The sequence below is a fragment of the Enterobacter sp. I4 genome (assembly GCF_022669095.1).
Classification (GTDB): Bacteria; Pseudomonadota; Gammaproteobacteria; order Enterobacterales; family Enterobacteriaceae; genus Enterobacter; species Enterobacter pasteurii.
Map to the genome: position 1 here is coordinate 1376775 of NZ_JALBUO010000002.1, position 15266 is coordinate 1392040.

Sequence of the window (15266 nt, forward strand, 5' to 3'; positions counted from 1 at the left end):
TGGTCTTTTTTATGAACGAGTATACGCGGTACGTTACTCGATATTCTGGATCTGCTCGCGCATCTGCTCAATCAGAACCTTCAGCTCAATCGCTGAATTGGTCACCTCGGCATTGATAGACTTAGACGCCAGCGTGTTCGACTCGCGGTTGAACTCCTGCATCATAAAGTCGAGGCGGCGGCCTACGGCTTCTTTCTTCTTCAGAATGTTGTAGGTCTCTTTAACGTGCGCTTCCAGACGATCCAGCTCTTCAGCTACGTCCACGCGCTGTGCCATCAGCACCAGCTCCTGCTCCAGCCGGTTGTTTTCGAGCTGGACTTCGGCCTCTTCAAGCTTAGCGACAAGGCGCTCGCGCTGCCACTGCAGCACTTCTGGCATATGGGCACGAACTTTCGCCACTTCGGCGCTCACGCCTTCAAGGCGCTGCTCAATCATCGCCTTCAGCGCCTGGCCTTCGGTTTCGCGGGCCACGATAAAGTCATCCAGCGTGCCGTCGAGCGCCGCCAGGATTTCAGCGGCGATCGCGTCCAGATCCTGCTCTCCTGCGGCCATTACGCCAGGCCAGCGCAGAATATCAACCGGGTTGATCTCGCCTTCATCGCTTTGCATTTTGACCCAGTTCGCTGCATTCACGAGCTGTTTCGCCAGCTTTTCGTTGAGGATCAGCTCGCCCTGCGCGCTGGCATCGGGCTCAAAGCGCAGGTTACATTCCACCTTTCCGCGGGTCAGACGCGTACGGATACGCTCACGCACCACAGGCTCAAGGCTGCGGAACTGTTCCGGCATACGGAAATATGTTTCCAGATAGCGCTGGTTTACCGAGCGCATTTCCCAGGTAGCGCTACCCCAGCTACCCTTGATTTCACGCCGGGCGTAGGCGGTCATACTGCGGATCATAGACATTCCCGTTTTTAAAGGAGAGATGGGGGGATTATAGCTTTCGGGGGCTTCTCAGGATAGGAATAAGCGTCCTTTATCCGTATAATGCGCAGCCACATTCGTTTCAAGCCGGAGAATCCATCATGCGTCCATCAGGTCGTAGCGCCAATCAGGTGCGTCCCGTCATCCTGACCCGTAACTATACAAAACACGCTGAAGGCTCCGTGCTGGTTGAGTTTGGTGACACCAAAGTGCTTTGCACCGCGTCTATCGAAGAGGGCGTGCCTCGCTTCCTGAAAGGTCAGGGCCAGGGTTGGATCACCGCCGAATACGGCATGTTGCCGCGCGCAACCCATACCCGTAATGCCCGTGAAGCGGCGAAGGGTAAGCAGGGCGGCCGTACCATGGAGATCCAGCGCCTGATCGCGCGTGCGCTCCGCGCCGCAGTTGATCTGAAAACGCTGGGTGAGTTCACCATCACGCTGGACTGCGACGTGATCCAGGCCGATGGCGGCACGCGTACGGCCTCCATTACCGGAGCCTGCGTGGCGCTGGCAGACGCGCTGAACAAGCTGGTGGCCGCCGGTAAGCTGAAAACCAACCCGATGAAAGGGATGGTTGCCGCGGTTTCCGTCGGTATCGTTAACGGCGAAGCGCTTTGCGATCTGGAGTACGTTGAAGATTCTGCCGCAGAAACCGACATGAACGTGGTGATGACCGAAGATGGTCGCATCATTGAGGTACAGGGCACGGCAGAAGGCGAGCCATTCACCCATGAAGAGCTTCTTACCCTGCTGGCGCTGGCCCGAGGGGGAATCGAATCTATTGTAGCGACGCAGAAAGCGGCGTTAGAAAATTGATTTTAAGGCGACCGATGAGTCGCCTTTTTTTTGCCCGTAAGACAGAAAAGACAAAGGAGCAAATCCATGAAATCGTATCAGCGCCAGTTTATTGAGTTTGCGCTTAACAAACAGGTACTCAAGTTTGGCGAGTTTACGCTGAAATCCGGGCGTAAAAGCCCCTATTTCTTCAACGCCGGGCTGTTTAATACCGGGCGCGATCTGGCACTGTTAGGCCGCTTCTATGCCGAAGCGCTGGTGGATGCCGGGATTGATTTCGACCTGCTGTTTGGCCCTGCCTACAAAGGCATTCCGATTGCGACGACCACCGCAGTGGCGCTGGCGGAGCACCATGACCGCGACGTGCCGTACTGCTTTAACCGTAAAGAGGCCAAAACTCACGGTGAAGGTGGCAATCTGGTCGGCAGCGCGCTGCAGGGCCGCGTGATGCTGGTGGATGACGTGATCACCGCAGGCACCGCGATTCGTGAATCAATGGAAATTATCCAGGCAAATGGCGCAACGCTTGCGGGCGTGCTGATTTCGCTCGATCGTCAGGAGCGCGGGCGCGGCGAAATCTCCGCTATTCAGGAAGTGGAACGCGATTACGGCTGCAGGGTAACGTCGATTATCACCCTGAAGGACCTGATTGCGTATCTGGAAGAGAAGCCTGAGATGGCAGATCATCTGGCGGCGGTACGGGCATATCGGGAAGCGTACGGGGTGTAACTGCATTGCCCGATGGCGTCAGGCTTATCGGGCAATGCACTCTGTAGACCGGATAACCGGCAGCGAGGTTACTGCAACTGAGCAGCCACTAACGGCCAGCGGGCGTCAAAATCGTCCGTTGGGCGGTATTTAAACTCGCTGCGCACAAAACGAGAGAGCATCCCTTCGCAAAACGCCAGGATCTGACTTGCCAGCAATGTCTCATCCGTGGTGTAACCTTCGCCTTCACGCATTTTCTTCTCGCGCAGCACCTGGCGCAGCTGGGCTTCAATACGCTCAAAAAGCTGGTTTATACGGCCCTGCAGGCGATCCTGTTCGAACATCAGCGCGTGGCCGGTCAGAATACGGGTCAAACCCGGATTACGTTCACCAAAGCCCAGAATCAGCAGCACAATCAGACGCAGACGCGCGCTGGTGTCTTTTTCGTCCTTCAGAATCAGGTTGATGCGCGTAATCAGGCTATCTTCGATAAACTCGATCAGGCTGTCGAACATCCGGGTTTTGCTCGGAAAATGTCGATACAGCGCCGCTTCTGACACGCCTACAGAGGCCGCCAGTTTTGCGGTGGTGATGCGTTGACTGCCGTCGCTGGATTCAAGCATCAGAGCCAGAGATTGAAGTATTTCTTCGCGACGATTCCTTTTCGCGGTTTGTTTTTCTGCCATGTTACAAAATACCCCTGAAAATAAGCACTTGTCAGGCCGTCATCCACACAGCGACCGCAAACTGGCGTTTGCGGTTTGTTATTGCATTATGGCGCTGTGAAATGCGTGTCTGTCGGGCGGTTATTTGCGCCCGGAATGGCCGAAGCCGCCTTCGCCACGGTCGGTAGCATCAAAGTCTGCCACCAGGTTAAATTCTGCCTGCACCACCGGGACAAATACCATCTGCGCGATACGCTCGCCCGGTTCAATGGTGAAGCTGTCCTGGCCACGGTTCCAGACGGATACCATCAGCTGACCCTGATAGTCAGAGTCAATCAGGCCAACCAGGTTACCCAGCACGACGCCATGCTTATGGCCCAGGCCAGAGCGCGGCAGGATCACCGCCGCCAGCGACGGGTCAGCAATGTGGATCGCCAGTCCGGTCGGGATCAGGGTAGTTGCACCCGGGGCCAGTTCTACGGCGTCATCGAGACAGGCGCGCAGGTCAAGACCGGCAGAGCCGGAGGTGGCATACGTTGGCAGCGGAAATTGCTCGCCAACGCGCGGGTCCAGAATCTTAACGTCGATTTTTTTCATCATAACGGGTAACGATCTCGTCCAGTAATTGTTGGCCCAGGAGTTCTTTGCGCTCAAGCGGTAAGACTTTATCTCCATCCTGCCAGAAAAGGTGCAATGCGTTGCTGTCGCTGTTAAATCCTTGCGTGGACAGCGATACGTCGTTCGCGCAAATCAAATCGAGGTTTTTGCGGGTACGTTTTTGCCGGGCATATTCTTCCACATTATTCGTTTCGGCGGCAAACCCAACAACGTAAGGACGATGCGTTTTTAGCGCGGCCACACCGGCAACGATATCCGGGTTTTTGACCATTTTTATCGTTAATTCATCGCCTTGCTTTTTAATTTTGGCGTCAGCAATGGTTTCTGCCCGGTAATCCGCCACGGCAGCACAGCCAATAAAAATATGCTGCTGTTGTGCATGCGCCTGTACGGCGGCTTCCATTTCCAGTGCGGTGGTGACATCAATACGCTGCACCGACGCAGGCGCGGTAAGTGACACCGGGCCGCTCACCAGCGTGACGTTCGCACCGCGCCTGGCCGCCGCGGCGGCAATCGCATAGCCCATTTTGCCGGAGCTGTGGTTAGTAATGTAACGCACCGGATCCAGCGGCTCGCGCGTTGGACCCGCGGTAATCATGATGTTGAGATGTTGCAGATCGTTGACAGGCGAGAAATGGGCCGCGGCCATATCAACAATCGTTAGCGGGTCGAGCATTCGGCCCGGACCCACGTCGCCGCAGGCCTGGCTGCCGCTGTCGGGGCCCCAGATCAGCAGGCCGCGCGAGGCCAGCGTTTCCAGATTATGCCGGGTAGCGGCGTTGCGGTACATCTGCTGGTTCATGGCGGGCACGACCGCGACGGGCGCCGGGGTGGCGAGGCAAATGGTTGAAACCAGATCGTTCGCCATACCTGCCGCCACGCGGGCAATTAAATCCGCCGTGGCGGGGGCAAGAATAACCAGATCGGCCCATTTACCCAGCTCAATGTGGCCCATTGCGGCTTCGGCCGCCGGATCAAGAAGGCTGTCGGATACCGGGTATCCCGATACGGCCTGCAGGCTCAGCGGAGTGATAAAGGCTTTGCCGCCTTCGGTGATCGCGACCCGCACATCGGCCCCGCGCTCGCGCAAACGGCGCACCAGGTCCGGCGTTTTATAGGCAGCAATACCGCCGCTTACGCCAAGAACGATTTTTTTACCGGCCAGGCTCATCATGATTCTTTCCTGTTGGGTTTCACCAGAGAGCGGGCATTTTATCACAATCCCAAAAACGGGGTGATGAAGTCCGTTATTCACTTTGCGAGGCGTTACGCAAGAACGAAACGCGAGCGTCGAGCCCGGGAGGTGCCTGTGGCAGCATAGTGGCAAACAGAAGGAGGGCGGGCATGGAAGAGACTGAACTGCTGCTACCGCGCGAAAAAATGCTGCGCCATGGCGTCACGTTATTAAAAGACGACGAGCTGCTGGCGCTCTTTTTACGCACGGGCACGCCGGGAAAAACGGTTTTTACCCTGGCGAAGGATTTAATAGACCATTTTGGTTCACTGTATGGTTTGCTGACCGCGGACCTGGCGGAATTTACGCACGTAGAGGGCATCGGCGTGGCGAAATATGCCCAGCTGCGGGGAATTGCAGAACTTGCCCGACGATTTTATAACGTGCGTATGGAGGAGGAAGACCCCATTCTTACTCCTGACATGACCCGCGAATTTCTGCAAAGCCAGCTGTCCGATCTGGAGCGGGAGATCTTTATGGTGATCTTTCTCGACAACAAAAATCGTGTGATTAAACATACCCGCCTTTTTTCGGGGACGTTAAGCCACGTTGAGGTGCATCCGCGTGAAATTGTGCGGGAAGCGATAAAAGTGAATGCAGCCGGCGTGATCCTCGCGCATAATCACCCCTCTGGCTGTGCAGAACCAAGCAGAGCTGACAAAGCTATTACCGAACGTATTATCAAATGCTGTCAATTCATGGACATTCGTGTGCTGGACCATCTGATAATTGGCCGCGGAGAGTACATATCTTTTGCCGAACGCGGCTGGATTTAGGCCTTTTCTCGCGATCCATCGGGATCTTTGTCTGTTCGGGACTTGAGCACACCGCCGAGTCAGCGTATACTACGCCACCTTTGAGAATCTCGGGTTTGGCATTTGGGCCTGGCAATCGAGGGTTCAATAGAACTATGCGATGACCGGGCTGTAAAGCCTGACGAGGCGCCGATACCCCATACGAAGCTCGAGCTAATTTGATTTTTGGAGAATAGACATGTCCCGAGTCTGCCAAGTTACTGGCAAGCGTCCGGTGACCGGTAACAACCGTTCCCACGCACTGAACGCGACTAAACGCCGTTTCCTGCCGAACCTGCACTCTCACCGTTTCTGGGTTGAGAGCGAGAAGCGTTTTGTCACCCTGCGCGTATCTGCTAAAGGTATGCGTGTAATCGATAAGAAAGGCATCGATACAGTTCTGTCCGAACTGCGTGCCCGTGGCGAAAAGTACTAAGTACTTAAAGAGGAAATAAATCATGGCTAAAGGTATTCGCGAGAAAATCAAGCTGGTTTCTTCTGCTGGTACAGGTCACTTCTACACCACCACGAAGAACAAACGTACTAAGCCGGAAAAACTGGAACTGAAAAAATTCGATCCAGTTGTACGCCAGCACGTACTGTACAAAGAAGCTAAAATCAAATAATTTTAGTCTCCTTGTATTGAAAAACCCCGCATCTGCGGGGTTTTTTGCATTCTGCATCTCAACGGAGGAACCATGCCTGAATTACCTGAGGTAGAGACCAGCCGCCGCGGTATTGAGCCGCATCTGGTCGGCGCGACTATTCTGCATGCTGTCGTTCGCAACGGGCGTCTGCGCTGGCCGGTTTCCGATGAGATCCATGCGCTAAGCGACAAACCCGTCCTGAGCGTCCAGCGCCGCGCTAAATACCTGCTGCTGGAACTGCCTGACGGCTGGATCATCATCCATCTGGGCATGTCGGGAAGCCTGCGTATCCTCACAGAGGACCTGCCTGCGGAAAAGCACGACCACGTCGATCTGGTGATGAGCAACGGCAAAGTGCTGCGTTATACCGACCCACGGCGTTTTGGCGCATGGCTGTGGGCCAAAGAGCTTGAAGGGCACAACGTGCTGGCGCATCTCGGGCCAGAGCCGCTCTCAGAGGCGTTTAACGCGGAATACCTCAAAGAGAAATGCGCCAGGAAGAAAACTCCGGTTAAGCCCTGGCTTATGGATAACAGGCTGGTGGTGGGCGTAGGGAATATTTACGCCAGCGAATCGCTGTTTGCCGCCGGGATCCATCCCGATCGGCTGGCCTCTTCGCTGTCGGCGCAGGAGTGCGAGCTGCTGGTTAGCGTCATTAAAGCGGTGCTGCTGCGGTCGATTGAGCAGGGCGGGACGACGCTGAAGGATTTCCTGCAAAGCGACGGGAAGCCGGGCTATTTTGCGCAGGAGCTGCAGGTCTACGGCCGTAAAGGTGAACCGTGCAGAGCCTGCGGAACGCCGATAATTGCCACGAAGCACGCCCAGCGCGCCACGTTTTACTGCCGTCAGTGCCAGAAGTAACGTTACTTTAATTTTTCCATCAGCGCCTGGTGGACGTTATCCGGCAGGAAGTGGGTAACGTCCCCGTGATGGCGCGCGACCTCTTTCACCAGTGAAGAAGAGATAAAAGACCACTCCTTGGAGGGCATCAGGAACACGCTCTCCAGCTCCGGCATCAGATGACGGTTCATGTGCGCCAGCTGCATCTCATATTCGAAGTCCGCCACGGCACGTAAGCCGCGGATGAGTATATTGGCCTGCTGGGTGCGGGCAAAATTTGCCATCAAATCGCTGAACCCGACGACCTCAACGTTCGGCAGGTGCGCAATCGCCCCGGATGCCAGCGCCACGCGTTCGTTCAGATCGAACATTGGCTTTTTGCTGGGGCTGGCGGCAATAGCCAGAATGACCTTGTCGAACATACACGCCGCACGGGTGATGATATCAAGATGACCGTTGGTGATCGGATCGAAGGTACCCGGATAAATCGCTTTTGTGCTCATGGCTCACGTTTTCTCTGAGTAGCCGTGGTTCAGCGCCCACAGCTCGGTGTATTTGTTGAAAGTATACTGGGCATTCACCACCGCCAGTAGCCAGCCCTGCTTGCCGTCCAGCACGCCGCCGCGCAGCAGCAGCGTTTTCAGAAACGCGCCCAGCGTGTGGGTGAAGATCCCGGTAAGCGAGGCCTTCTTGCCGCGCGCATGCCGCTCCTGTGCCCAGGCGGTGGCATAGTTCAGCTGTTTACGCTGGAAGCTGGCGAAATCCCGACAGGTCAGGTGAAGCAGATCGCCCGTCAGGGGAATGACCCTGGCGTTGTCACAGGCCAGAGACTCATGAACCAGGCTGTCGTTGTACTGGTAGCATTCGCGCTCGTAGAGACGCATCACGCGGTCTGGATACCAGCCGCTGTGGCGCATAAAGCGCCCAAGAAAATAGTTACGACGCGCGATGCTGTAGACCGCGCCAGGCTGGGGAGCGGCAAGTACCGTTTGAATGGCCTGTCGGAGTTCCGGGGTGACGCGCTCGTCGGTGTCGATCATCAGCACGTAATCGCCCGTGGCGTAACCCTGCGCGCGCTGACGCTGAATGCCGTAGCCCTGCCAGTCGGTGTCGGTATAGACGTTTGCACCCGCTGCACGGGCCACGTCTGGCGTGTTGTCCGTACTGCCGGAGTCAAGAAGGATTATCTCGTCAGCCCAGGCTACAGACGCCAGGCAATCCGGAAGCAGGTCGGCGGCGTTTTTGGCGATCATCACCACCGACAGACGCGTTGACATTAGTGGCTCCGCTGAGGCAGATAGGGTTGCAGAAGCTGCAGCAGACGGGTCAGCGCGCCCTGGTTCTGGTGCAGAACCTCAACGGCATGACGACCGTACCACAGGCGGTAATCTTCGTCGGTCAGAAGGGTGGAGACCTCTTTGACCACCGAATCTGCGTCGGTGACGGTGATTAAGCCATCGGCCTGCTGCAATTTCGCGCAGATGTCCTTGAAGTTAAACGTGTGCGGTCCCATCAGCACCGGAATGGCGTGTGCTGCCGGTTCCAGTGGGTTATGACCGCCGCGCTCTACCAGGCTGCCGCCGACAAAGGCGAGATCCGCAATGCCGTACAGCAGCATCAGTTCACCCATCGTATCGCCAATGACGACCTGCGTGCTGCCAGAGGGGATTTCGCCGCTGCTGCGCAGGGTAAAGCTAAAACCGCCTTTTTGCACCATTTCGCGGGCATCTTTAAAACGCTCCGGATGGCGAGGAACCAGAATCAGCAGCAGGTCCGGGAAGGTTTCCAGCAGCTTGCGGTGGGCCTGCAAAATAATCTCTTCTTCACCGTCGTGGGTGCTGGTGGCAATCCAGACCTGACGGCGCGGCGCCCACTGTCGACGCAGCGTCACCGCACGGGCGGCGAGTTCAGGCGTGACGGAAATATCGAATTTCAGGCTACCCGTTACCGCAAGCTGGTTGCGTTTCAGGCCCAGGGCGATAAAGCGCGCGGCATCTTCTTCATTTTGCGCGGCGATCAGCGTGATTTTGCTGAGCAGGCGACGCATAAATTTACCCAGCTTGCCGTAGCCTTTCGCCGAACGCTCTGACAGACGCGCGTTCGCGATAACTAAAGGAATTTTACGGGCATGCAGGGCGGAAATCATGTTCGGCCACAGCTCGGTTTCCATCACGATCACCAGTTTGGGGCGAACGGTGTTCAGGAAACGGTTCATGGCGCAGGGGAGATCGTACGGGAGGTAGACGTGATGGACATCTTTACCGAATGCGGACATCACGCGTTCTGAGCCCGTCGGCGTCATGGTGGTGACGGTGATCGGCAGTGACGGATAACGGTGGCGCAGGGCGCGCACCAGCGGAATGGCCGCCAGCGTTTCCCCGACGGATACGGAATGCAGCAGAATACCGTCCGGCGCGACTTTATTGCGGCAGAAGCCATAGCGTTCGGCCCAGCGTTTACGGTACGCAGGCGCTTTACGGCTACGAAGCAACAGTCGCAGCCACACCAGTGGCTGAATGATGTAGAGCAGGGCGGTATACAACAATTCCAAGCGATTATCCGTTTTTTTAGTTTCGGCCGGGAAATTCTAAGCATTTAAGCGTGCTAAAGCTATCTCTTATGCCAGATACCGTTTTAAACGGAAGTAGCGTCGGCCCAGGCGCCAGCGCAAACGCGGGCTTTTGGCACTTTTCCAGATAAGCTTCCAGATCCCGGTGTCGAAGAACTCTTTGATTATCATTGCTTTCTTCGCCTCATCCTTCATGTTATCGAAGGTATGAATAATCCCCAGCCCCTCTTTAGCGATTTGCCAGTGGCAGGCAGGGATATTTTTCACTTTATCCGGATAGCGCTGGTTAATGGCATCGAGCATCTTCAGGATCTTCATGTAATGACGCGCTGAGCGAATAAGCGTGTCGTCGTTATCCGGAGTGTGCGATACCGAAGCGGAGTGAATGTAGTAGTCATAAAAGCGTTCGCTGGTGTACTGAACGCGTTCCGCGGCAAGCAGCACCTCGGTAGTCCACGGAATATCCTGATGACGCAGGCCGGGCTCGAAGCGGAAGCCGTTCTGGCGAATGAAATCGTGGCGATAGATATTCAGCCAGGTGACGTGCAGGAACTTACGCGAGTCCAGCGCCTTTTTTAGCCATGCCGCGCCATTCATAACGCCCGTTGAGGCGAGCTTGTCTTCCGGGAAGATGGGGCGAGACGATTTCTTGTTATTTTCCCAGACGTAGTTGCCGTTGCAGGTGGCGACGTCCAGATTCTGCGTGACGGCCATATCCAGCAGGCGCTGATACATGCCGGGTCTGAAAACATCATCAATATCCGGGAAGGAGAGATAGCGGCCGGTCGCTACGGCCAGACCGGTATTACGCGCGATGGAAACGCCCTGATTAGGCTGTTCAATGACCTGCATATCCGGCAGCTTTTCGCGCCAGTTATCGACGATCTGCATCGAACGGTCGGTGGAGCCGTCATTGACGATGATGACTTCCATACTGTCGATGTTTTGATTTACAAGGCAGGTAAAGAACTGATCAAGAAAAGCTTCACCGTTATAAACGGCAACCACCACGCTTAATAATGGCGCTGAATTTTGCATATGAAACCTGATTATTTTTGGGTGTCGACCAAAGCAATGTATTGCCGGCAAATGGCGTTGATACCGAACGAGGCAATCGTGTCGCGATCAACCACCGGCGGAGAGGCATATAGTTCTGCCAGCGTTTTCGCCAGTGATTCGTCTGTTAACGCCGTCAGACCGCGGGCCAGGGGACCGGTGAGGATCTCAGCAGGGCCGCCGGGGCAGTTTGTACTGACCGGTGGAGTCTGACAGATAATTGACTCCACGAGTACATTACCAAAACCTTCGCAGTCGGAACTTAACACTAAAAGGCGTGCTCCTTTAATCCACGGGTAGGGATTGGCTTCGAACGGGCGGAAAATGATCTTGTTTTCAATGCCAAGCCCGGCGGCAAGCTGCCTGAGCTGGTCTATTTTCGTTGCGGAGCCGTTGCCCATCATCACCAGGGTTGTGTCGATTTTGCTTAGCGCGAACGCCCGCAGCAGGCGGTCGTGACGTTTGTGCTCATGAAAACGGCCAACGTGGATAATGTAACTCTGCCCCTGCATCTCAAAAGGCGCTTCTGCCAGACGCTGAATTTCAGGAATATCAAAGGGGTTATGGATCACCGCTTTGCGTCGCAGGGGAATAGCGAGCGTCTCTGAGAGATCGTGCAGTACGGCTCCGGATACCGCGACAACGTTGCGGTTTTCATAGGTATGTCGAATTTTAGAATGTTTGAACCAGCGGGAAAGGCCGCTGCGATGGCGTAAATAGGAGAACGAGAACATCCCGTGTACGCAGAACCACACCTTGTCCCGATCCAGCACCCGGCTGTGCGCCACTATACGATCGGTTTTATGGAGGTGCGAGAAGACCACGTCAAATTTACCGCTGCGCTCAGCCCGCTCAATAGCGCGATCCAGTAAGCGGGCGCGCCGCGGGATCTCTGTCAGCTTGCGCCAGGGTTTTTTACACGTATCCTGCACAACCTGAAAATCGATGCCTTCCGGAATGGCGTAGTCGCACACCTTCCGCAGGGAGAAAAGGGTAACCTGATGTCCCAGTTCCGTCAGTCCGCTGGAGAGGGTGAGAACCGTTTTTTCGGCTCCTCCACCGGGTAAACCATCAATAATCATTAGGATGCGCATTATTAATCCAGTAATTTTTGATAAAGCGAAATAAGCTGACTTGACAGTTTTTCTGGCGTTGCTTCTCTGACGCGTTCGCGCGCCGCAAGCCCCATATTGTTATTCTTATCCAGAGAAGGAATGGACACGACGGCCTCCTTCAGGGTGCGGATATCAAGTGCATCACAGTAAAACCCGTTCTGGCCTTGCTCAATAAATTCTGACCCACCGCAGCTCTCTGACGTAATGACGGGTAATCCACAGGCCATTGCTTCAAGTATGACGTTAGGGAAAGGATCATACAGCGTCGGCAGCAGTAAACCATCGGAAAGCTGATAAAACGGCAGCGTCTCTTTTTGCATCCCCAGGAAACGGATTTGCCCCTCACAGCCTAATGAACGGGCGAGGTCGCGATAGCGGCTTTCCGCTTTATCCTGACCGACCACAATCAGCCATGCCGATGTCCCTGCAATAGCCTGGATAGCGCTCGCCAGCCCCTTGCGTTCAAACCCTGACCCCACGAAGCAGAAAATGACGGCATCGGCGGGTAGCCCAAATTGCTGACGCAGTACGGCGCGCTGTCTCTCTTCTGCCGGAACGAAGCGGCTGGAATCTATTGAATTATAAATCACATGTATCTTTTTTGCGTCAATATCAAAGTCTTCGACGATTTCGCGCTTGATCATCTCCGCATTACAGATAACCGCCTTTAGCTCGGGAGCCTGATACATTTCACGTTCCGCGTTCATCACGTAGCGGTGATAGCGATCGTGCATAAGCAGCTTCGCGCGCCAGGCGGGAAGTATACGCGTACGCTGTAGCAGCCAGCGACGATGCACTCCGTCGCCGGCACGGTAAATATCGCAGCCCGGGATACGCTCGTGGCTCTGTACAATATCAAACTGCTGCTGTTGCCACAGGGCGCGCGCGGCGTGCGCAAAGCCGCGCTCGCGGCTGATGCGACCCCATTTCCGGGGATCGCAGATATGAATATGCCAGTCGTCCTGTTTTTCGCCTTGCCACTCGCGGGTGATGACGTTCAGCTCAAGGTTCTGATTGCTCAGCGCAGCGAGTGCCCTGGAGACAAAACGTTCTGCTCCGCCATCCGGGCGATATTTTTGACGCACAATGGCCAGGCGATGAGGCTTCATCACAGGTATCTCCTTGCGGCAGAGACGACAGCATCAACGGGAATGGCGTCGAGATAGCGTTCGGTGGTTTTCGTATCAATGGCGTCAGGGTTGGGAAGCGGGCCGTAATTCCCGGCCCAGATAACCTCGCCGTTTACCTGCCATGGCGACCAGAACGTCAATTTTGATGGGCCAAATAGCGCCACGCAGGGCGTCTGCAGGGCGGCGGCCATGTGCATAGGAACAGAGTCAACGCCAATGAACAGGCTGGCGTGGTCGATGAGCGAGGCCAGCTGGCGCAGGGTTAACTGTCCTGCCAGCGAAACAACACCCGTTTTCGGGGAGGCGGCAAGGATGCGGTCTACCATCGCCAGCTCTTTCTTATCCGGTCCCGCCGTCAGGACGACAGTGTGGCCGTCCTGCTGCAGCGCGGCGATAGTTTGCGCCATTTTCCCTTCATCCCAGCACTTAAAGAACCAGCGTGAGGTGGGCTGGATAACGATGTAGCGCTCTCCCACACCCTGTTGCGTTAGCTTTTGCTGTGCATGGTGCCAGTCATCCGCGCGGTAAGCCATGGTGACGTCGGATTTGGCGACAACCGGTAACGGTGCCAGTATCGAAAGGTTTTGTTCAACGGTGTGCAGTGACTGATGGCTGGCGACAGAAACCAGTTCGCTATGACAAAAACGCCAGAACGCATTGTTGCGCTTGTTAAAGGCAAACCCGAGCCGAACGGGGGCACCCGTGAGGCGGGTGACAATCGCGCTGCGCCACTGATCGGCAAGATTAATCACCAGATGGTAATGCTGCGCGCGCAGCGTACGCAGCAACTGCCACTCTTTTTGCAGGTGCTTCAGCGTGCCCAGTTGCTTCCACTTACGGTCGATGCCATAAATCGTATTGATTGCCGGATGCGCGGCGAGCATGTCTCGCGTCTCTTCATACAGGAGCACGTCGATTTGGGCTTCTGGCCATTTTTGGCGTAGCGAATTGATGACGGGAGTGGTGAGTAACATGTCGCCATGATGGCGAAGTTTGATCAGTAAAATGCGCAAATCAGGCGTGTCGGGTAAGTTATTCATCATCATCTTATCGGCGTTGTACTAATGGCAATTCTAATAGACCTGGTAGCGACTTGCACTCTTTCTCCATAATGTCAGGAATTTCCCTGGAAGGGTTTACTCCTGCTTTCGGGAGTGCGTAACATAGCGCTAACTATTTTGTCTTGCGGGCTCATTATGAAAAAACCGGCGTTTATCATCACGATCGATACCGAAGGGGATAATCTCTGGCAAAACCACCGGGTGATCAAAACGAAAAATGCGCGCTATCTGGCACGGTTCCAGACGCTTTGTGAGCGTTTCGGCTTCAAGCCCGTCTGGCTGACCAACTACGAGATGGCGGTTGAGCCGGTGTTCATTGAGTTCGCTAAAGATGTAATCGCCCGGGGCCAGGGCGAGGTGGGAATGCATCTCCATGCCTGGAACAGCCCTCCTGAGCACGATCTGACCGGTGATGACTGGCGCTGGCAGCCTTATCTGATTGAGTTTCCAGACGAGGTCATGCGTGAGAAAGTGGTATTTATGACCCGCTTACTGGAAGAGACCTTCCAGACTAAAATGCTTAGTCATCGCGCCGGGCGCTGGGCGTTTGATAGCCGTTACGCCAGGCTGCTGATTGAACTGGGTTATCAGGTCGACTGCTCCGTCACGCCGCGCGTGAACTGGCGTAACGCGAAAGGCGCCCCTCAGGGAAGTGGCGGAACGAATTACCAGCATTTCCCCGATCGCGCTTACTTCTTAGATGCAGATGATATTTCCCGTCCGGGAAACAGCCCTTTACTCGAAGTGCCGATGAGCATCCAGTACAAACATCCGGCATGGCTGAATTCGCTTAAGCAGGGTTACGATCGTCTTCGCGGTAAATACCGCTCTCCTTCAGTTAACTGGTTACGCCCGTCCGGCGGTAACGCCCAGGAGATGATTAAGGTAGCGCAGCAATGCCTGTCTCAGGGAAATGATTATGTGGAGTTTATGCTTCATTCGTCGGAATTTATGCCTGGCGGAAGCCCTGCGTTTAAAGATGACGCCGCGATTGAAGGGCTGTATCAGGATCTTGAGCAGCTGTTTAGCTGGTTATCAGATAAGACGGTGGGAATGACGCTGGCGGAGTTTTATTCTTATAAAAAAGGCGCCGAAACATCGGCGCCTTAAC

General features: G+C 55.3%; 18 protein-coding genes. 7 read left to right on the forward strand and 11 right to left on the reverse strand.

Annotated features, from left to right (window positions below; genetic code table 11):
- Window positions 1–33 precede the first annotated feature (33 nt).
- The gene (locus MOQ06_RS18905; protein ID WP_148421678.1) at window positions 34–897 is read right to left on the reverse strand and encodes a YicC/YloC family endoribonuclease; all 864 of its coding nucleotides are present in this window, start codon (window positions 895–897) and stop codon (window positions 34–36) included.
- A 125-nt stretch (window positions 898–1022) separates the two neighbouring features.
- On the opposite strand from MOQ06_RS18905, the gene rph reads away from it, so the two are divergent.
- Window positions 1023–1739 carry a ribonuclease PH gene (gene rph, locus MOQ06_RS18910; protein WP_148421677.1) on the forward strand — a complete coding sequence of 239 codons (717 nt, stop codon included), beginning with the start codon at window positions 1023–1025 and terminating at the stop codon, window positions 1737–1739.
- Between the two features lie 66 nt (window positions 1740–1805).
- The gene (gene pyrE / locus MOQ06_RS18915) at window positions 1806–2447 is read left to right on the forward strand and encodes an orotate phosphoribosyltransferase (RefSeq protein ID WP_148421676.1); all 642 of its coding nucleotides are present in this window, start codon (window positions 1806–1808) and stop codon (window positions 2445–2447) included.
- Window positions 2448–2515: 68 nt separating this feature from the next.
- Here pyrE and slmA read toward each other — a convergent pair whose 3' ends face one another.
- The 3 genes from slmA to coaBC form a co-directional block, all read right to left on the reverse strand.
- Complete coding sequence (gene slmA, locus MOQ06_RS18920) at window positions 2516–3112, reverse strand: nucleoid occlusion factor SlmA (protein ID WP_063868771.1); 597 nt, start codon at window positions 3110–3112, stop codon at window positions 2516–2518.
- A gap of 120 nt (window positions 3113–3232) precedes the next feature.
- Window positions 3233–3691 (reverse strand): dUTP diphosphatase, encoded by a 459-nt coding sequence (dut, locus tag MOQ06_RS18925; protein ID WP_015570042.1) that lies wholly within the window; start codon window positions 3689–3691, stop codon window positions 3233–3235.
- Window positions 3669–4880, reverse strand: coding sequence for a bifunctional phosphopantothenoylcysteine decarboxylase/phosphopantothenate--cysteine ligase CoaBC (coaBC, locus tag MOQ06_RS18930; RefSeq protein WP_148421692.1), 1212 nt, complete (start codon window positions 4878–4880; stop codon window positions 3669–3671). The genes dut and coaBC overlap by 23 nt, the downstream gene beginning before the upstream one ends.
- Before the next feature lie 173 nt (window positions 4881–5053).
- On the opposite strand from coaBC, the gene radC reads away from it, so the two are divergent.
- The 4 genes from radC (at window position 5054) to mutM (ending at window position 7245) form a co-directional block, all read left to right on the forward strand.
- Window positions 5054–5719, forward strand: a complete 666-nt coding sequence (gene radC, locus MOQ06_RS18935; protein WP_148421675.1) for a DNA repair protein RadC — start codon at window positions 5054–5056, stop codon at window positions 5717–5719.
- Between the two features lie 217 nt (window positions 5720–5936).
- A complete protein-coding gene (gene rpmB / locus MOQ06_RS18940) occupies window positions 5937–6173 on the forward strand; it encodes a 50S ribosomal protein L28 (protein WP_002436699.1) in 237 nt (78 codons plus the stop codon).
- A 22-nt stretch (window positions 6174–6195) separates the two neighbouring features.
- Window positions 6196–6363 carry a 50S ribosomal protein L33 gene (rpmG, locus tag MOQ06_RS18945; protein WP_003024094.1) on the forward strand — a complete coding sequence of 56 codons (168 nt, stop codon included), beginning with the start codon at window positions 6196–6198 and terminating at the stop codon, window positions 6361–6363.
- A gap of 72 nt (window positions 6364–6435) precedes the next feature.
- A complete protein-coding gene (gene mutM, locus MOQ06_RS18950) occupies window positions 6436–7245 on the forward strand; it encodes a bifunctional DNA-formamidopyrimidine glycosylase/DNA-(apurinic or apyrimidinic site) lyase (protein ID WP_242174409.1) in 810 nt (269 codons plus the stop codon).
- Between the two features lie 2 nt (window positions 7246–7247).
- Here the strand turns inward: mutM and coaD are convergent, their stop codons facing one another.
- The 7 genes from coaD to rfaQ form a co-directional block, all read right to left on the reverse strand.
- Window positions 7248–7727 (reverse strand): pantetheine-phosphate adenylyltransferase, encoded by a 480-nt coding sequence (coaD, locus tag MOQ06_RS18955; protein WP_148421673.1) that lies wholly within the window; start codon window positions 7725–7727, stop codon window positions 7248–7250.
- A 3-nt stretch (window positions 7728–7730) separates the two neighbouring features.
- A complete protein-coding gene (locus MOQ06_RS18960; RefSeq protein ID WP_242174410.1) occupies window positions 7731–8501 on the reverse strand; it encodes a glycosyltransferase family 2 protein in 771 nt (256 codons plus the stop codon).
- A complete protein-coding gene (gene waaA, locus MOQ06_RS18965) occupies window positions 8501–9775 on the reverse strand; it encodes a lipid IV(A) 3-deoxy-D-manno-octulosonic acid transferase (RefSeq protein WP_148421671.1) in 1275 nt (424 codons plus the stop codon). Before waaA ends, MOQ06_RS18960 begins: the two co-directional genes overlap by 1 nt.
- A 66-nt stretch (window positions 9776–9841) precedes the next feature.
- Window positions 9842–10831, reverse strand: coding sequence for a glycosyltransferase (locus MOQ06_RS18970; protein WP_242174411.1), 990 nt, complete (start codon window positions 10829–10831; stop codon window positions 9842–9844).
- 11 nt (window positions 10832–10842) lie between these two features.
- Window positions 10843–11943: a glycosyltransferase gene (locus MOQ06_RS18975; protein ID WP_242174412.1), complete on the reverse strand. Its 1101-nt coding sequence runs from the start codon at window positions 11941–11943 to the stop codon at window positions 10843–10845.
- A 2-nt stretch (window positions 11944–11945) separates the two neighbouring features.
- A complete protein-coding gene (locus tag MOQ06_RS18980) occupies window positions 11946–13073 on the reverse strand; it encodes a glycosyltransferase family 4 protein (protein WP_242174455.1) in 1128 nt (375 codons plus the stop codon).
- The gene (gene rfaQ, locus MOQ06_RS18985; RefSeq protein WP_242174414.1) at window positions 13073–14140 is read right to left on the reverse strand and encodes a putative lipopolysaccharide heptosyltransferase III; all 1068 of its coding nucleotides are present in this window, start codon (window positions 14138–14140) and stop codon (window positions 13073–13075) included. The genes MOQ06_RS18980 and rfaQ overlap by 1 nt, the downstream gene beginning before the upstream one ends.
- Window positions 14141–14290: 150 nt before the next feature.
- Between rfaQ and MOQ06_RS18990 the strand changes: the two genes are divergently transcribed.
- A complete protein-coding gene (locus MOQ06_RS18990; protein ID WP_148421667.1) occupies window positions 14291–15265 on the forward strand; it encodes a polysaccharide deacetylase family protein in 975 nt (324 codons plus the stop codon).
- Window position 15266: the final 1 nt, after the last annotated feature.